Annotated in this window: 12 protein-coding genes, 3 tRNA genes and 3 rRNA genes; 5 read left to right on the forward strand and 13 right to left on the reverse strand. The window is 60.0% G+C overall.

Features of this window, described 5'->3' with window-relative positions:
• Positions 1-35: 35 nt before the first annotated feature.
• Both ACRWQA_RS19380 and ACRWQA_RS19385 read left to right on the forward strand, forming a co-directional pair.
• A complete protein-coding gene (locus ACRWQA_RS19380) occupies positions 36-593 on the forward strand; it encodes an LOG family protein (RefSeq protein ID WP_434230410.1) in 558 nt (185 codons plus the stop codon).
• Positions 594-603: 10 nt separating this feature from the next.
• Positions 604-1,575: an NAD(P)H-quinone oxidoreductase gene (locus tag ACRWQA_RS19385; protein WP_434230413.1), complete on the forward strand. Its 972-nt coding sequence runs from the start codon at positions 604-606 to the stop codon at positions 1,573-1,575.
• Between the two features lie 17 nt (positions 1,576-1,592).
• Here the strand turns inward: ACRWQA_RS19385 and ACRWQA_RS19390 are convergent, their stop codons facing one another.
• Both ACRWQA_RS19390 and ACRWQA_RS19395 read right to left on the reverse strand, forming a co-directional pair.
• Entirely contained in the window at positions 1,593-2,093 is a 501-nt protein-coding gene (locus ACRWQA_RS19390; protein ID WP_263582288.1) for a hypothetical protein, read from the reverse strand.
• 56 nt (positions 2,094-2,149) lie between these two features.
• Positions 2,150-2,668 (reverse strand): tetratricopeptide repeat protein, encoded by a 519-nt coding sequence (locus ACRWQA_RS19395; protein ID WP_434230416.1) that lies wholly within the window; start codon positions 2,666-2,668, stop codon positions 2,150-2,152.
• A gap of 245 nt (positions 2,669-2,913) precedes the next feature.
• On the opposite strand from ACRWQA_RS19395, the gene ACRWQA_RS19400 reads away from it, so the two are divergent.
• Both ACRWQA_RS19400 and yaaA read left to right on the forward strand, forming a co-directional pair.
• Entirely contained in the window at positions 2,914-3,945 is a 1,032-nt protein-coding gene (locus tag ACRWQA_RS19400) for an NADP(H)-dependent aldo-keto reductase (protein WP_263582286.1), read from the forward strand.
• Positions 3,946-4,057: 112 nt separating this feature from the next.
• Complete coding sequence (gene yaaA, locus ACRWQA_RS19405) at positions 4,058-4,837, forward strand: peroxide stress protein YaaA (RefSeq protein WP_434230417.1); 780 nt, start codon at positions 4,058-4,060, stop codon at positions 4,835-4,837.
• Between the two features lie 4 nt (positions 4,838-4,841).
• Here yaaA and ACRWQA_RS19410 read toward each other — a convergent pair whose 3' ends face one another.
• Positions 4,842-5,417 (reverse strand): isochorismatase family protein, encoded by a 576-nt coding sequence (locus tag ACRWQA_RS19410; RefSeq protein WP_434230420.1) that lies wholly within the window; start codon positions 5,415-5,417, stop codon positions 4,842-4,844.
• 100 nt (positions 5,418-5,517) lie between these two features.
• On the opposite strand from ACRWQA_RS19410, the gene ACRWQA_RS19415 reads away from it, so the two are divergent.
• A complete protein-coding gene (locus ACRWQA_RS19415) occupies positions 5,518-6,327 on the forward strand; it encodes a Tim44 domain-containing protein (RefSeq protein WP_434230423.1) in 810 nt (269 codons plus the stop codon).
• 3 nt (positions 6,328-6,330) lie between these two features.
• On the opposite strand, the gene ACRWQA_RS19420 is transcribed toward ACRWQA_RS19415, so the two are convergent.
• The 10 genes from ACRWQA_RS19420 to ilvC all read right to left on the reverse strand — a co-directional run bounded on the left by ACRWQA_RS19420 (position 6,331) and on the right by ilvC (position 17,070).
• Entirely contained in the window at positions 6,331-8,277 is a 1,947-nt protein-coding gene (locus ACRWQA_RS19420) for a methyl-accepting chemotaxis protein (protein ID WP_434230425.1), read from the reverse strand.
• Between the two features lie 125 nt (positions 8,278-8,402).
• On the reverse strand, positions 8,403-8,591 hold the full coding sequence (locus ACRWQA_RS19425) for a hypothetical protein (RefSeq protein WP_263582281.1): 189 nt from the start codon (positions 8,589-8,591) through the stop codon (positions 8,403-8,405).
• A 315-nt stretch (positions 8,592-8,906) separates the two neighbouring features.
• A 5S ribosomal RNA gene (rrf, locus tag ACRWQA_RS19430) occupies positions 8,907-9,022 on the reverse strand.
• Between the two features lie 104 nt (positions 9,023-9,126).
• Positions 9,127-12,016, reverse strand: a 23S ribosomal RNA gene (locus ACRWQA_RS19435).
• A 303-nt stretch (positions 12,017-12,319) separates the two neighbouring features.
• Positions 12,320-12,395, reverse strand: a tRNA-Ala gene (locus tag ACRWQA_RS19440).
• A 44-nt stretch (positions 12,396-12,439) separates the two neighbouring features.
• Positions 12,440-12,537 (reverse strand) — tRNA-OTHER (locus ACRWQA_RS19445).
• A gap of 16 nt (positions 12,538-12,553) precedes the next feature.
• Positions 12,554-12,630: transfer RNA gene (locus tag ACRWQA_RS19450), tRNA-Ile, on the reverse strand.
• A gap of 93 nt (positions 12,631-12,723) precedes the next feature.
• Positions 12,724-14,263: ribosomal RNA gene (locus tag ACRWQA_RS19455) — 16S ribosomal RNA — on the reverse strand.
• Together the 16S, 23S and 5S rRNA genes with 3 tRNA genes alongside form the textbook arrangement of a ribosomal RNA operon.
• Before the next feature lie 758 nt (positions 14,264-15,021).
• Complete coding sequence (pssA, locus tag ACRWQA_RS19460) at positions 15,022-15,903, reverse strand: CDP-diacylglycerol--serine O-phosphatidyltransferase (protein WP_434232654.1); 882 nt, start codon at positions 15,901-15,903, stop codon at positions 15,022-15,024.
• A gap of 150 nt (positions 15,904-16,053) precedes the next feature.
• Positions 16,054-17,070 (reverse strand): ketol-acid reductoisomerase, encoded by a 1,017-nt coding sequence (ilvC, locus tag ACRWQA_RS19465; RefSeq protein ID WP_434232651.1) that lies wholly within the window; start codon positions 17,068-17,070, stop codon positions 16,054-16,056.
• Positions 17,071-17,230: the final 160 nt, after the last annotated feature.

The raw sequence follows: 17,230 nt of genomic DNA on the forward strand, positions 1-17,230 counted from the left end.
GGCAGCTAGGATAGGAGCTTGCCAAGGAGACGCGCATGTCGAAATTCTGTGTTTACCTGGGCTCCCGCGATGGCCGGGACCCTGCTTTTGTTGAAGCCACCCGTGCCCTCGGGCATGAGCTCGCCGCGCGCGGCCATGGCCTGGTCTATGGTGGTGCTCGTATCGGCCTTATGGGAGAGCTGGCCAACGCCGTACTCGCCGGTGGCGGCGACGTGATCGGCGTGATGCCCGACCATCTGGTGGAGCGCGAGCAGGCCCACGAGGGGCTACCGACGCTGATACGCGTGAACAACATGCACGAGCGCAAGGCCAGCATGGCTGCCCACGCCGACGCCTTCATCGCTCTCCCCGGCGGTATCGGCACCCTGGAGGAGCTGTTCGAGGCCTGGACCTGGCAGTACCTGGGGCTTCACGACAAACCCATCGGCGTGCTCGATATAGCCGGCTTCTATTCCCCTCTGCTGGCCTTCCTCGACCAGACCGTGGAGCACGGCTTCCTCAATGCCCGCACCCGGACCCAGTTGATCGATGCCGAGGAACCCGCCGCCCTGTTGGATGCACTGGAAGCCCGGCTCGCCGAATCCGCCACCTAGGAGGCCCTCCATGCACGCCATCGTCATCGAGCAGGAGCGCCTGCACTGGCGTGAGCAACCGGCCCCCAGAGGGCCCGCTGCCGGCGAAGTGCGCCTGCGCGTCGCCTGGGCCGGCGTCAATCGCGCCGACCTGATGCAGCGCGCCGGTCATTATCCTCCGCCACCCGGAGTCAGCGACATCCCGGGCCTGGAGGTCAGCGGCACAGTGGCCGAGGTCGGCCCCGACGTCGATGGGCTTCGCCCTGGCGACCGGGTCTGTGCCCTGCTGGCGGGAGGTGGCTACGCCGAGGAGGTGGTGGTCGACGCACGACAGGTGCTGCCGCTGCCTGAAGGGTTCGGCCTGCGCGAAGCGGCCGCCCTCCCCGAGGTATTCGCTACCGCCTGGCTCAATCTGTTCATGGAGGGCCAACTGGCCTCCGGTGAGCGTGTCTTGCTGCATGCCGGTGCCAGCGGCGTCGGCACCGCAGCGATACAGCTCTGTCATGCATTTGGCCACCCCTGCTTCGTCACAGCAGGTAGCGACGCCAAGCTCGCCGCCTGCCATGAACTGGGGGCCGACGGCCTCTTCAACCGCCATGAGGGCAGTTTCGTGGATGCCGTGAAGGCCTGGGGCGGTGCCGACGTGATCCTCGACCCGGTAGGCGCTTCCTATCTCTCCGACAACCAGCACGTGCTCAACGCCGATGGCCGCCTGGTGCTGATCGGCCTGATGGGCGGACGCCACGCCGAACTCGACCTGGGGCGCATGCTGATGAAGCGGCAGAGATTGATCGGTTCGACACTGCGCGCCAAGCCCCCGGCAGCCAAGGGCGCCATTCTCGACGCGCTGCTGGCGCATGTCTGGCCACGCCTGACGAGCGGTGAGATCCGACCGCTGATCGATCGCACCTGGCCGATCGACGAGGCCGAAGCCGCCCATGCTCATGTCGAGCGGGACGCCAATATCGGCAAGGTGTTGCTCGCGGTGAGCGGCGAAGGCTGACGCCGACTTCCTGGAGGCTAGCCGCAGTCGGCCTGCTGGCGCGTACGCTGGTAGGTGAGCTGCAGCAGCCGTGCATCCTCGCTGGCACGATGACGGCGGATCCCCAACTCCTTGACCAACGCCTCACGGGTCATGTGCCAGAACACAAGCTGCTGCTCGCTGAGCAGGATACGCAGCGCCTCGAGACGGAACGCCGGCAGCACGCCGGCATGATGGAACAACAGCGACAGCCAGGTATTGTCGTAGCCCCAGCTGTCGCTATAGGCCACCCCGATCTCACTCAACTCGTCGTTGAGCCAGCGCGCCACCTGAGCCACGGGCAGGCCTTCGCGTTGCAGGCGTGCCCGGGATATCCCATGCAACAGCTCGGCCTTGGGGTCCCAATGCGTCCACTCCTCCAAGGGTTGGACGAGGAAGGCACAGCAGCTACCATCGGCCCTTGCCAGGCCGATCTCGATGGGGTAGCTACCGCGCCCGAACCCGGACGCCTCGATATCCAGCAGTGTCGGCAGCGTCACGAATGGGCACGTCCTCGGAAGCAGGGCTGAGTGGTAGGGAGCGCGACAGGTTAGGGTTAGTGTCGGGCCTGGACAACGTCGCTGTCCAGTTCCTCACCCTCCAGCCCGGCATGACGGTCGGCCAAGGCCTGCCAGCGCTCGGCCTGGGCACCATCCACCGGCAGCCCCAGCTCGCCCAGGCGATAGGCCCTGGCCAGGCGCAGCGCAGCGAGCGAATGACCGGCCTCGCCGGCACGCGCATACCAGGTCACGGCGCGCTCCTCACGGCGGGGATACTGGGCGCAGCCGTGTTCGAGAATCAGCCCCGCCTGGTACTGGGCCTTGAGATTACCGGCCTGCGCCGCCTCGAGAACGTAGCGAGCGCCACGCGCCTTGTCCTGTGGACTGATGCCACGATGGAAGAGCATGTGCCCATAGAGCGATAGCGCCGCAGGGTGCCCGGCGTCGGCGCAGCGCTCGAAGAGATGCATGGTCAAGCGCTGGGTACGCGGGGAGCGTGGCAGCCAGCGCGTGTGGAACAGTTGTTCCGCAAGACGATATTCGAGCCGGATGAACAGTGATGATGCCTGCGTCATTTTGCAAACAACCTTGCTTTTGCTTGAAGCTGGCCACATGACGCTGCGCTCACACCCTGTGAACATCGTCATGGCCTGTCTTGAGCTCGCCGCGGGACTCCGCCGGGCCGCTGAGGGTCGCCAGCATACGCTCGCCCCGACGGTGACTCAACCCCCCATGATTTGCTGCTCAGGTAGGCCTCGGCTAGCATGGCTTGGATAAGCCACGAGAACGCTTCCGACCCCTACCTCTTACAGGAGCGATGATGCAGACGCGATTGCTTGGCGACACGGGCATCGAAGTCAGCCGCCTGTGCCTGGGCACCATGACGTTCGGCGAGCAGAACAGCGAAGCCGAGGCCCATGAACAGCTCGACCGCGCCGTAGCCTTCGGCATCAACTTCATCGACGCGGCCGAGATGTATCCAGTCCCACCTCGAGCCGAGACCCAGGGCCGCACCGAAGCCTACATCGGTAGCTGGCTCAAGCGGCGCGAGAGCCGCGACGATGTCATCATCGCCACCAAGGTCACGGGCCCCCGAATGGAACATATTCGCGGCGGCTCGCGCTTGAGCCGCGAGCAGATCCATCAGGCCATCGATGCCAGTCTCATGCGGCTGCAGACCGATTACGTCGATCTCTATCAGTTGCACTGGCCCGAGCGCTCGACGAACTATTTCGGCAAGCTGGGCTATGTTCACGACGACGAGGAGGATACGGTCGCTCTGGAAGAAACTCTCGCTGCACTCAAGGAGTTGGTGGAGGCGGGCAAGGTGCGTGCCATCGGCCTCTCCAACGAAACCCCCTGGGGCGTGATGAAGTCGCTGCAACTGGCCGAGCACCTGAACCTGCCACGCGTCGCCTCGATCCAGAACCCCTATAACTTGCTCAACCGCACCTTCGAGGTCGGTCTGGCCGAGATCGCCCATCGCGAAAACGTTGGATTGCTGGCCTATTCGCCGCTGGCCTTCGGCGTGCTCTCTGGCAAGTATCTGGATGGGGTCCGCCCCGAGAACGCTCGCCTCACGCTCTTCGAGCGTTTCCAGCGCTACACCTCTCCGCTCGCCGAACAGGCCACCCGCGCCTATGTGGACATTGCCCGTGAACATGACCTGGACCCCGCCCAGATGGCGTTGGCGTTCGTCAATTCACGCAGCTTCCTGACCAGCAATATCATCGGCGCCACCACCATGGAACAGCTCGAGGACAACCTCGCCAGCGAATCACTCAAGCTTGAGCAGAGCGTGCTCGATGCCATCGATGAAGTCCATCGGCGCATTCCCAACCCCTGCCCCTGAGGCCCGATCGAGCGTAAGCCTGGGGCTATCGCTGCGATAGCCCCGTCGTCGTGCCGCTGCTGGTATAATCCCGCCATTCCCGACTCGTCTCTTTCAGGTACAGGAGTGCCCCATGCTGAGCGTGATCTCGCCAGCCAAGACGCTGGACTTCGAGACTCCGGCCACGACGGCCATCCACACGCAGCCGGACTTTCTCGACCGGAGCCAGCGGTTGATCACTATTCTGCGAGACTACTCTCCGCAGCAGCTCAGCGATCTGATGGGGATCAGTGACAAACTGGCCGGCCTCAATGCCGCCCGGTTCGCCGAATGGCGACCGCCCTTCTCCCCGGACAACGCCAAGCCGGCAGCCCAGGCCTTCCAGGGCGACGTCTACATGGGACTCGAGGCGGCCACCTTCAGCGACGACGACAATGCCTTTGCCCAGCAGCACCTGCGCATTCTCTCGGGCCTGTACGGCCTGCTGCGGCCACTCGACCTGATCCAACCCTACCGTCTGGAGATGGGCACTCGGCTGCCCAATCCGGCCGGCAAGGATCTCTACGCCTTCTGGCAGGCTTCCCTGACCGAAGCGCTCGACCAAGCCATCACCGATAGCGGCTCGAAGGTGCTGGTGAACCTGGCTTCCAACGAGTACTTCAAGGCCGTCGACGCCAAGCGGCTCGACGCGCGGGTGATCACACCGATATTCAAGGACGAGAAGAACGGCAAGTTCAAGATCATCAGCTTTTATGCCAAGAAAGCCCGGGGACTCATGGCCGCCTGGATGATCCGACAGCGCCTGGACGACCCGGAAAGGCTCAAGGAGTTCGATGTGGCTGGCTATGCCTACAACCCGGCCATGTCGGAGGGCGATACGCTGGTCTTCACTCGCCGCGAAGACCAGCACTGAGCCCCTAGAAGAAGCGCAGCGGGCGAGCCGAGCGCGGCTTGAGAAAACGCTTGTGGATCTGGCGAAAGCGTTCGTCATCACAGCGCTCGAGCCACTCGTAGGCGACCATGTCGGCACTCACTGGGATTGCGCCCGCGCGTACCATGCGTTCGCGGGCGAGCATCGCCTCCTCCGCGCGCCGGCTGACCGATGCCTCGCTGAGCCAATACACTTCATAACCTGCCTCCAATAGCCCCAGGCCGGTCTGCATGACACAGATGTGTGCTTCGCTACCGCACAGCACGATTTGTCGCTTGCCACTCTCCGCCAGCGCACCGGCAAAGTCCGGCTCGGCATGGGCATTGAAATGCACCTTCTGCCACAGCTGGTAGTCAGGGAGCGCTTCAAGCAGCCGTGGATCGCTCCCCCCCAGGCCCTGCGGATACTGCTCGGTCAGCCATACCGGGATGGTCAGCGCGCAAGCGACACCTCCCAACCATACCGCCTCGTTGACGGCTTGATCGCCGCCATCGATTACCGGTAGCAGGCCCGCTTGCAGATCGACGATCAGCAGCAAGCTCTCTTCACTCTTCAGGCGCACGACTTTGCCCCTTTATTTGTCATCACTTTCGACAGCATAGCCGCTAGAATGGGGCCACCAAAATTCCCTTTCTCCTCCATCCCCATAAAGAGATCTTTCGATGCGCCACTTTCTCGTCATGCTCATGGTTGCCGTGCTGGGCTTCGGCCTGGCCGTCGAACATGCCGAAGCCCGCCGACTGGGCGGCGGCAGCAATGTCGGCAGCTTCTCCCGCCAGGCTACCGCACCCAAGCAGGCCGCTCCGGCGCCCCAGGCCCAGCCCACCCGGGCCGCTGGCTCACGCATGCCGGGCATGCTGGGCGGCATGCTGGCCGGAGGTCTGCTGGCGGCGCTGTTCTTCGGCGGCGCCTTCGACGAGCTGCGTATGATGGACATTCTGCTGATGGCCGGCCTCGGCTTTCTACTGTTCCGACTTTTCGCACGGCGCCGTACCTCCGCGGTCGGCGGACCGCCGCCCAGCGAGCGTCAGCCTTACGCCGAGCCCCAGGCTTTCCAGCCGGCACCCGGAGCCACCATGGGCGGTGGTACCTTCAGTAGTCTGCCGGACTGGTTCGACCGTGAGCGCTTCCTGTCGGGTGCCAAGGAGCACTTCATGACCCTACAGCGCGCCTGGGACAACAACGACTTTGGCGGTATTCAAGAGTACGTCACCCCCGAACTCTACAACCTGCTGCGTGAGGAGCGCAGCAAGCAGCCGGCGAACAACCGCACGGAGATCGTGCGCCTGTTCGCCGAACTCGGCGACGTACGCGAGGTAGGCGGTCAGGCCGAAGCCACGGTTATCTTTCACGGCGTTCTCGAAGAAAACGGCGAGCAGACCGAGTTCAATGAGACCTGGCACCTGATTCGCGAGGTGCGTGACGGCGCCCCTTGGTACCTCCAGGGCATTGAGCAGAACGCCGCGGTTTGATCCTTACAGGGCATCCAGTGCCAAGGGTCGGCTTCGCTCCTCGCGGGGCTGGCCCTCAGGCATCCCCACTGCCTGACTCAACCTCTGGAGAGGCACTGGGCAACTCTTCAGCTTGAAGCGCCCCACCATGTCTGCCAGGCGATCTGCCTGCTCCCGCAACTGCTCGGCAGCCGAAGTTGTCTCTTCTGCCAGCGCCGCATTCTGCTGCGTCATTCGGTCGAGTTCCGCCACGGCGATGTTGACCTGGGCGATACCGTCACTCTGCTCACTGGCAGCGTGGCTGATCTCTCCCAGCATGCAAGCAACCCCATCGACCCCCTCCATGAGGCGCTGCATGGCGTCGCCGGTTTCGCGTACCAAGTGCGTGCCGTCCTGCACTTTCTCACTCGACACCTCGATGAGCTGGCGTATGTCACGCGAAGCCGACGCACTGCGCGTGGCCAACTGACGCACCTCACCGGCTACCACGGCAAACCCCCTTCCACTCTCTCCTGCCCGCGCCGCCTCGACCGAGGCATTCAGGGCCAGCAGGTTGGTCTGGAAGGCGATGTCGTCCATGACCTTGACGATATCGGCAACTCGTGAGGAGGCATTCTGAATCTCACCCATCGTCGAGATGACATGCTCGACCCTGCCGGAGGTACGCTGTGCCAGGTCTGATGCCGCCTGCGAAAGAACGCTGGCCTCCTGCGCGGAGCCAGACGTGTTGGCTACGGTGCCATTGATCTCCTCCATCGAAGCCGAGGTCTGCTGGAGGCTGGAAGCGGCCTGGTCGGTGCGGCGTGACATGTCATGACCGCCGCTGGCGATCTCCTGCGCAGCCAGCCGAACCGAATCGCTACTGCTTCTCACCTGCGCCAGAACATCGTGCATCTTGTCAGCAAAGGAGTTGAATTGAATGGCCAGCTCGGTGCTTTCATCCCGGCCTTCGACCGGCAGGCGTAGCGTCAGGTCGCCGTCACCTTCGGCGACTTCCCTCATGGCTTGGGCCGTGCGCCGTATTGGTCGGAATAACGCTCTCAGAAGCAGAGCGATGACGGCCAGGCTTGCCACCAGAATCAACGCCACACTCAGTACGACCAGCAGGACGGCCCGGTTGAGATCCGCGAACAGTTCATTCCGCGGAATCTGGGCAAAGGCAACCCAGTCGGTACCCGGCACGTCGATGGCAGCCACCAATTGCTCAGTACCCTCGGCGTCCTTTGCTATCGCGTAACGATACCCCTCGCCGCTTACCAGCTCTTCCGCTATGTTCTCCCAGCCCGGCAGGGTCTCCATGGGCTCTCCCACCCGGTCAGCCCCCTCGGGATGAATGCTGATGGTGCCATCTCGGTTTGCTAAAAAGACGCTGCCACTCTCGCCCAGCCGATAGTTGCGTATCATCTCCGCCATAGCGTCCAGCGAATAGCCGACACCGGCGATCCCCACACGCTCCCCATCGGCCTCGATGACATGGTTGATGAATACCTGGACCTCTCCGCCTTCGGTATCGACGTTCAACTGGTAGGCCTCACCATCGCTGGCATCCACCAGATCGTAGAACCAATGGTCTCGGTCACGGCTCAGCGTGCGCTCGACGCCATTCCCCGTGTAGTAATTCCCGCTGTGTGCCGAAACGTAAAAGACGATACTGGCACCAGTACGCTGTTGTATATCCTGAAAGTAGTCGGCTGCCTGCGTGGCTCCTTCTTCGGGCTCTCCTGCCGACAGCCAAGCCTGCAGGTAACGGTTGTGCGCCAGGCTCTGGGCAGTAGTAACAGGACCTGTCAGTGTCGCATCGATGTCATTGCGGATACTTTCCAGTGTGGCAGGCAGCTCTGCCGCCGTGACTCGTTCTGTGACCAGATCACCGAAGAGCCTGTATTGGACGATTGTGGAACCGCCGACTATCAACAGCATGCACAGGCTGATACAGAGCAGCAGCTTCTGGGCTATCGTGAGGTTAATCATGGCTTTCCCTTTGGCTGTGGCGCATCGCCAGGGTAAGACGCGCCTATCTTGACCATATGGTCAAGATAGGTATCGGCGGCCAACAGGGAAACTGTAGGGCTAGAGAGGCAACTTACGGAACACCATCATTGCCCCTCCTCTTCAGCGTCCTCTTCGATCTCTTCGCTGACCTCTTCAATGCGTTCTTCCACGCCCTTCATCGCCTCGTCGATATTACGCTCAGTCCTGTCGCCGGGGCCCGTATTGTCGCAGCCCATCAGCCCCGTGCTCACGGCAGCCAGCCATGCAGCTATCAGATATTTTCTTGATTGCATTCACTCTGCTCTTGGCTCGAGGGTTTCTGTGGTTCTACGCTACTCGTAACCTGGCACCCCCGCCACTCGTTGCTGTGTGGGGCTGTTCGCCTTTGTAAGGCCTATTCGCATGCAGCGCGACTTGAGTAACGACTCCTGTCCCGGCCTGACCTCGAGGCAAAGAAAAACCCCGAGCTCTTTCGAACTCGGGGTTTTGGGAGTGATGCCTGACGATGTTCGGGCCGGCCATCCGGCGGGCGGCGCTCCGCTACGCTCCATGGGAGGCTCTGAAACGGCGAAACCCAGCCTCTTTCGAAGCTGGGTTTCTGAATAGATGCCTGACGATGACCTACTCTCGCATGGGGAGGCCCCACACTACCATCGGCGCTGAGCGGTTTCACTGCTGAGTTCGGCATGGGATCAGGTGGTTCCCACTCGCTATGGTCGTCAGGCGAAAACGGTTGGAATCATGCTGGCGTGATCGTCTCGACACGGCGCTCGCCGTGCCTGCGTATCCGTCAATCGTGTGCGCAATGCGCAGACCCCTTGGGGTTATATGGTCAAGCCTCACGGGCCATTAGTACCGGTTAGCTCAACGCCTTGCAGCGCTTCCACACCCGGCCTATCAACCAGCTGGTCTCGCTGGGCCCTTCAGGAGGCTCGAGGCCTCGGGGATGTCTCATCTTGAAGGGGGCTTCCCGCTTAGATGCCTTCAGCGGTTATCCCGTCCGCACGTAGCTACCCGGCAATGCCACTGGCGTGACAACCGGAACACCAGAGGTGCGTCCACTCCGGTCCTCTCGTACTAGGAGCAGCTCTTCTCAAACATCCAACGCCCACGGCAGATAGGGACCGAACTGTCTCACGACGTTCTAAACCCAGCTCGCGTACCACTTTAAATGGCGAACAGCCATACCCTTGGGACCGACTTCAGCCCCAGGATGTGATGAGCCGACATCGAGGTGCCAAACACCGCCGTCGATGTGAACTCTTGGGCGGTATCAGCCTGTTATCCCCGGAGTACCTTTTATCCGTTGAGCGATGGCCCTTCCATACAGAACCACCGGATCACTAGAACCTACTTTCGTACCTGCTCGACGTGTCTGTCTCGCAGTCAAGCACCCTTATGCTCTTGCACTCAATGCACGATTTCCGACCGTGCTGAGGGTACCTTCGTGCTCCTCCGTTACTCTTTGGGAGGAGACCGCCCCAGTCAAACTACCCACCACACACTGTCCTCGATCCGGATCACGGACCTGAGTTAGAACGCCAATGATGCCAGGCTGGTATTTCAAGGTTGGCTCCACCCGAACTGGCGTCCGGGGTTCCTAGCCTCCCAGCTATCCTACACAAGCAACATCAGCGTCCAGTGTGAAGCTATAGTAAAGGTTCACGGGGTCTTTCCGTCTAGCCGCGGGTACACAGCATCTTCACTGCGATTTCAATTTCACTGAGTCTCGGGTGGAGACAGCGTGGCCATCATTACGCCATTCGTGCAGGTCGGAACTTACCCGACAAGGAATTTCGCTACCTTAGGACCGTTATAGTTACGGCCGCCGTTTACCGGGGCTTCGATCAAGAGCTTCGCCCGAGGGCTAACACCATCACTTAACCTTCCGGCACCGGGCAGGCGTCACACCCTATACGTCCGCTTGCGCGTTTGCAGAGTGCTGTGTTTTTAATAAACAGTTGCAGCCACCTGGTATCTTCGACCGGTTCGAGCTCCAGCAGCAAGTGCCTTCACCCTACGCCGGCGTGCCTTCTCCCGAAGTTACGGCACCATTTTGCCTAGTTCCTTCACCCGAGTTCTCTCAAGCGCCTTGGTATTCTCTACCTGACCACCTGTGTCGGTTTGGGGTACGGTCCCACTGTATCTGAAGCTTAGAGGCTTTTCCTGGAAGCGTGGCATCGATGACTTCCTGACCGTGGTCAGTTCGTCTCGCCTCTCGGCCTTGGGGATCCGGATTTGCCTGAATCCCCAGCCTACGGGCTTTCACCAGGACAACCAACGCCTGGCTCACCTAGCCTTCTTCGTCCCCCCATCGCAATACAGTGAGGTACGGGAATATTGACCCGTTTCCCATCGACTACGCCTTTCGGCCTCGCCTTAGGGGCCGACTCACTCTGCTCCGATTAGCGTCGAACAGAAACCCTTGGTCTTCCGGCGGGGGAGTTTTTCACTCCCCTTGTCGTTACTCATGTCAGCATTCGCACTCGTGATACCTCCAGCAGACTTCTCAATCCACCTTCATCGGCTTACACGACGCTCCTCTACCGCTTGCCATTCGGCAAGCCCGTAGCTTCGGTACCTGGTTTAGCCCCGTTACATCTTCCGCGCAGGCCGACTCGACTAGTGAGCTATTACGCTTTCTTTAAAGGATGGCTGCTTCTAAGCCAACCTCCTAGCTGTCTGAGCCTTCCCACATCGTTTCCCACTTAACCAGGATTTCGGGACCTTAGCTGACGGTCTGGGTTGTTTCCCTTTTCACGACGGACGTTAGCACCCGCCGTGTGTCTCCCACGCTTGCACTCACCGGTATTCGGAGTTTGCCTCGGGTTGGTAAGCCGGGATGGCCCCCTAGCCGAAACAGTGCTCTACCCCCGGTGGTGATACGTGAGGCGCTACCTAAATAGCTTTCGAGGAGAACCAGCTATCTCCGGGCTTGATTAGCCTTTCACTCCGATCCACAAGTCATCCAAATCTTTTTCAACAGATCCTGGTTCGGTCCTCCAGTTGATGTTACTCAACCTTCAACCTGCTCATGGATAGATCGCCCGGTTTCGGGTCTATTTCCAGCGACTGGTCGCCCAGTTAAGACTCGCTTTCGCTACGCCTCCCCTATTCGGTTAAGCTCGCCACTGAAAATAAGTCGCTGACCCATTATACAAAAGGTACGCGGTCACATGACTTGCATGCTCCCACTGCTTGTACGCATACGGTTTCAGGATCTATTTCACTCCCCTCGCCGGGGTTCTTTTCGCCTTTCCCTCACGGTACTGGTTCACTATCGGTCAGCCAGGAGTATTTAGCCTTGGAGGATGGTCCCCCCATGTTCAGTCAAGGTTTCACGTGCCCCGACCTACTCGATTTCACATGCTCAGGTTTTCGGCTACGGGACTATCACCCGCTATGGTCGAGCTTCCCAGCTCGTTCGCCTAACCAGTCACATGCTTAAGGGCTAGTCCCCGTTCGCTCGCCGCTACTGGGGGAATCTCGGTTGATTTCTTTTCCTCGGGGTACTTAGATGTTTCAGTTCCCCCGGTTCGCCTCCCAACACCTATGGATTCAGTGTGGGATACCCAGCTTGTGCTGGGTGGGTTTCCCCATTCGGAAATGCCCGGGTCACAGGTTGTTTGCCACCTCACCGAGCCTTATCGCAGGCTACAACGTCCTTCATCGCCTCTGGCTGCCAAGGCATCCACCGTATGCGCTTAATCGCTTGACCATATAACCCGAAAGGGTCTGGTCCGCGATTACGTACGACAATTGCCGGATACGCTTGAGACGTATCACTTTTGCTTTCTCCTTGCGGAGAAAACGTGTCAGCATGATTCACATTGTTAAAGAGCAGACTGTCAATCGACAGTCATAAACCCGACATCGCACGGTGCGACGATGGCTTATGACTGCAGATCCGATCAGGGTAGACTGTGGGGAAGTGGCGAAGCCAAACGATCTGAGGCTAGGCGAAAGGTGACGACGCATAGTTCGCTATGCGAGGAGCCTTTCAACGACGCATCAGGAAGTTTGGTGGAGCCAAGCGGGATCGAACCGCTGACCTCCTGCGTGCAAGGCAGGCGCTCTCCCAGCTGAGCTATGGCCCCGAAAGTAATTTGTGTGAGACTTTCAACAACGTATCACGCAAATTTGGTGGGTCTGGGCAGATTTGAAATAAACCCGGCGACCTCACCCTTCTCTATGACAGAACTTCCGGGGGTGCGCTCTCACCAACTGAGCGACAGACCCGGCCGAAGCTCGAGAATGGTGGGTCTGGGCAGATTTGAACTGCCGACCTCACCCTTATCAGGGGTGCGCTCTAACCAACTGAGCTACAGACCCATTGGTCGCGCTGGGTCCATACCCAAACAGTCTTTGCTCTGGCCGATCAGGTAATTCATTGTGGGCACTTGCCGCGAGGCGTGATACGTCGTTTAAGGAGGTGATCCAGCCGCAGGTTCCCCTACGGCTACCTTGTTACGACTTCACCCCAGTCATGAACCACACCGTGGTGATCGCCCTCCCGAAGGTTAGGCTAACCACTTCTGGTGCAGTCCACTCCCATGGTGTGACGGGCGGTGTGTACAAGGCCCGGGAACGTATTCACCGTGACATTCTGATTCACGATTACTAGCGATTCCGACTTCACGGAGTCGAGTTGCAGACTCCGATCCGGACTGAGACCGGCTTTCTGGGATTAGCTTGCCCTCGCGAGCTCGCAACCCTTTGTACCGACCATTGTAGCACGTGTGTAGCCCTACCCGTAAGGGCCATGATGACTTGACGTCGTCCCCACCTTCCTCCGGTTTGTCACCGGCAGTCTCCCTAGAGTTCCCGACCGAATCGCTGGCAAATAGGGACAAGGGTTGCGCTCGTTACGGGACTTAACCCAACATTTCACAACACGAGCTGACGACAGCCATGCAGCACCTGTCACTCGGTTCCCGAAGGCACTCCGCCGTCTCCGGCAGATTCCGAGGATGTCAAGGGTAGGTAAGGTTCTTCGCGTTGCATCGAATTAAACCACATGCTCCACCGCTTGTGCGGGCCCCCGTCAATTCATTTGAGTTTTAACCTTGCGGCCGTACTCCCCAGGCGGTCGACTTATCGCGTTAACTGCGCCACAAAGTCCGCGAAGGACCCAACGGCTAGTCGACATCGTTTACGGCGTGGACTACCAGGGTATCTAATCCTGTTTGCTACCCACGCTTTCGCACCTCAGTGTCAGTGTCAGTCCAGAAGGCCGCCTTCGCCACTGGTATTCCTCCCGATCTCTACGCATTTCACCGCTACACCGGGAATTCTACCTTCCTCTCCTGCACTCTAGCCTGACAGTTCCGGATGCCGTTCCCAGGTTGAGCCCGGGGCTTTCACAACCGGCTTATCAAGCCACCTACGCGCGCTTTACGCCCAGTAATTCCGATTAACGCTCGCACCCTCCGTATTACCGCGGCTGCTGGCACGGAGTTAGCCGGTGCTTCTTCTGTGGGTGATGTCCTTCCTCCCGGGTATTGGCCGGAAGGCTTTCTTCCCCACTGAAAGTGCTTTACAACCCGAGGGCCTTCTTCACACACGCGGCATGGCTGGATCAGGCTTGCGCCCATTGTCCAATATTCCCCACTGCTGCCTCCCGTAGGAGTTCGGGCCGTGTCTCAGTCCCGATGTGGCTGATCATCCTCTCAGACCAGCTACGGATCGTCGCCTTGGTGAGCCATTACCTCACCAACCAGCTAATCCGACATAGGCTCATCCGATAGCGCAAGGCCCGAAGGTCCCCTGCTTTCTCCCGTAGGACGTATGCGGTATTAGCCTGGGTTTCCCCAGGTTATCCCCCACTACCGGGCAGATTCCTATGCATTACTCACCCGTCCGCCGCTCGCCACCAGGAAGCAAGCTTCCCGTGCTGCCGCTCGACTTGCATGTGTTAGGCCTGCCGCCAGCGTTCAATCTGAGCCATGATCAAACTCTTCAGTTTCAAATCATTGCGGTTCTTACTCATCCCTTCCCGAAGAAAAGGACAAAAGCGAACCAAACTTGGCTCAAGGTCAAAGCTTCTCAAAAAGACCCGAAGGCCTTCGACGAGTCGCTTGCCTCGATATGGTGTGACTTCTCACCACCTCGTCGACAAGCGCCCACATGAATTACCTGATCGATTGTTAAAGAGCGGCTCCAAACCCTCTTCAAAACACAACATGAAGAGTGGAGCGTCTCGCTTGCTGCCGTGGCCGTTCGATCCAAGGACCGTGGGGCCTCGCCAGCGCCCTGCGAGGAAGGCGTATTCTACCGATTCGACCGAACTTGTCAACTCGCTTCATGGTCGTCACCGAGGTGAACCTGACCGTGAAGCCCTGCGTCGCAGGGGTCGTGAGAGCCCTCAGCGAGGCCTCTCATGAGTGGGCGCATTCTACCGAATCCGCCGTGGGCGTCAAGCGGGAATTTTGCGAAGCGATTCGAAAAACCCAAAGCGTGACAGCCACTTACCACTCTCTCCACCGCTGGCAACGTTGCTCGTTGCCGGCAGCGGATGCGTACTTTACGGTTTTCCCCGCGCCCCTGCAAGGGCCGTTTGTAAAAAAGTTTCAGGCGCGTGACGAGGTCGTGTCGGGCCGATGACAGCCAAGCTATTCCCAGGCGTTCTCCACAGGCCCGCATGGCGGGGCCTGTGGATAGAAAAGCGAGGAACGAAGATGACAACGCCCGCTCGAGGCGGGCGTTGGTTCGGCGCGAATACACTTAGCTTCCGGGGGGGGCGTGACGCATCTTGCGCATGATGGCCAGCGTCGGCCCAGAAGCTACGTATGTGCCGAATAGCAGCAGCAGCATCACCGACGGCTCCACCGAGATCACCACGAAGCCGAGCACGATGGCGAGCAGCACCACGAAGGGCACCGGCCCCTTGAGATCGATGTCCTTGAAGCTGTAGTAACGGATATTGCTGACCATCAGTACACCCGCCGCGGCCACTACCAATAGCATCAGCAACTTGAAACCGACGGCGTCGGCGTCGAAGCTGTGAAACGTCCATACGCTTGCCGCCACGAAAGCCGCTGCAGAGGGACTGGGCAACCCGATGAACCATTTCTTGTCGACGCTACCTATTTGCACATTGAAGCGTGCCAGGCGCAGTGCAGCGCAAGCGACGTAGAGAAAGGCCACGACCCAACCGGTCTTGCCAATATCTTGAAGAATCCAGGTAAACGCCACCAACGCTGGCGCCACGCCGAAGGAGAGCATGTCGGAGAGGCTGTCGTATTCGGCACCGAAAGCGCTCTGGGTATTGGTCAGCCGCGCCACGCGTCCGTCCAGGCCGTCGAGCACCATGGCGATGAAGATCGCCACCGCAGCCGCGGTAAAATCGCCATTGATACCAGCCACCACCGAGAAGAAACCGGCAAACAGGGCGGACGTGGTAAACAGGTTGGGCAATAGGTAGATACCCCGGCGCCGGACTTTCTTGCCGTCCTCGATCGACTCCTCTACCACCTCCGTCTCGCGCACGAAGGCAGCCGCCAGATCCTCCTCGTCTGAACGCTGGTCCTTGCCGGCGGCGGGATCTGCGTGGGCGCCACCACAATGGATGTCGTCGTGCTCGGTATTACGGGAATCCTGACTCATTCGTCTCATCCGTTGCCAGAATGGGGACACTCGAAGGTGTTGCCTTCATTCTACACGGTGCTGCCGAGGCGAAAAGCGAAGCGGCTATCAGCCAGATACGACAAGGGCGCGGAAATCCGCGCCCCTGCATGATCAAGACGATCAGATGATTCAGTTCTTGGTCTTGTCGACCAGTTGGTTGGCAGCAATCCACGGCATCATGCCACGCAGCTTGGCGCCCACCTGCTCGATGTCGTGTTCGGCATTCAGGCGGCGACGCGCGGTCATCGAAGGGTAGTTGGTGTTGCCTTCCTGAATGAACATCTTGGCGTATTCACCGGTCTGGATGCGCTTGAGTGCATTGCGCATGGCTTGGCGAGACTGCTCGTTGATCACCTCGGGGCCAGTCACGTACTCGCCATACTCCGCATTGTTGGAGATGGAGTAGTTCATATTGGCGATGCCGCCCTCGTACATCAGATCGACGATCAACTTGAGCTCATGCAAACACTCGAAGTAGGCCATCTCCGGCGCGTAACCAGCCTCGGTCAGCGTTTCGAAGCCGGCCTTGACCAGTTCTACCGCACCGCCACACAGCACGGCCTGTTCACCGAACAGGTCGGTCTCGGTCTCGTCCTTGAAGGTGGTCTCGATGATGCCGCTACGACCGCCGCCGATGGCTGCGGCATAGGAGAGCGCAAGTTCCTTGGCCTTGCCGGAAGCGTCCTGATGGATGGCGATCAGGTCGGGAATGCCGCCGCCCTTGACGAATTCGGAGCGCACGGTATGCCCCGGCGCCTTGGGGGCGACCATGATCACGTCGAGATCGCGACGCGGCTCGATCTGGTTGTAGTGAATGTTGAAGCCGTGGGCGAACGCCAAAGTGGCGCCTTCCCTGAGGTTCGGCTCGATCTGGTTTTCGTAGATCGCCTTCTGGTTTTCGTCCGGCGCCAGGATCATTACGACATCGGCACTCTTGCATGCCTCTTCGACGGAAGCGACCTTGAGGCCGGCCCCCTCGGCCTTGGCCGCGGATGAAGAGCCCGAACGCAGCGCGACGGTAACGTCGACGCCGGATTCCTTGAGATTGTTGGCGTGGGCGTGGCCCTGAGAGCCGTAGCCCACGATGGTGACCTTCTTGCCCTGGATGAGGGAGAGGTCGCAGTCCTTGTCGTAATAGACGCGCATGGTGATGCTCCTGGTATGAAGTCGGTGAAATCAATGTCAGCGTTGATGGCCACCCGCGCCGTCTAACGCGGCACTGGGATTCGGCTCATTCGATGGATCCACCTTAACGCCAGAGTCACGTTGCGTAAAACGCTATATTTGCAACGTTACGTGCCGAATT

The sequence above is a fragment of the Billgrantia sp. C5P2 genome, from assembly GCF_051062895.2.

What these genes read in the sequence shown, in the direction of transcription:
- ACRWQA_RS19400 (WP_263582286.1), top strand. Translation starts at nt 2,914, where the DNA reads ATGCAGACGCGATTGCTTGGCGACACGGGCATCGAAGTCAGCCGCCTG.
- ACRWQA_RS19385 (WP_434230413.1), top strand. Translation starts at nt 604, where the DNA reads ATGCACGCCATCGTCATCGAGCAGGAGCGCCTGCACTGGCGTGAGCAA.
- yaaA (WP_434230417.1), top strand. Translation starts at nt 4,058, where the DNA reads ATGCTGAGCGTGATCTCGCCAGCCAAGACGCTGGACTTCGAGACTCCG.
- ACRWQA_RS19420 (WP_434230425.1), bottom strand. Translation starts at nt 8,277, where the DNA reads ATGATTAACCTCACGATAGCCCAGAAGCTGCTGCTCTGTATCAGCCTG.
- ACRWQA_RS19380 (WP_434230410.1), top strand. Translation starts at nt 36, where the DNA reads ATGTCGAAATTCTGTGTTTACCTGGGCTCCCGCGATGGCCGGGACCCT.
- ACRWQA_RS19395 (WP_434230416.1), bottom strand. Translation starts at nt 2,668, where the DNA reads ATGACGCAGGCATCATCACTGTTCATCCGGCTCGAATATCGTCTTGCG.
- ilvC (WP_434232651.1), bottom strand. Translation starts at nt 17,070, where the DNA reads ATGCGCGTCTATTACGACAAGGACTGCGACCTCTCCCTCATCCAGGGC.
- ACRWQA_RS19425 (WP_263582281.1), bottom strand. Translation starts at nt 8,591, where the DNA reads ATGCAATCAAGAAAATATCTGATAGCTGCATGGCTGGCTGCCGTGAGC.
- ACRWQA_RS19415 (WP_434230423.1), top strand. Translation starts at nt 5,518, where the DNA reads ATGCGCCACTTTCTCGTCATGCTCATGGTTGCCGTGCTGGGCTTCGGC.
- pssA (WP_434232654.1), bottom strand. Translation starts at nt 15,903, where the DNA reads ATGAGTCAGGATTCCCGTAATACCGAGCACGACGACATCCATTGTGGT.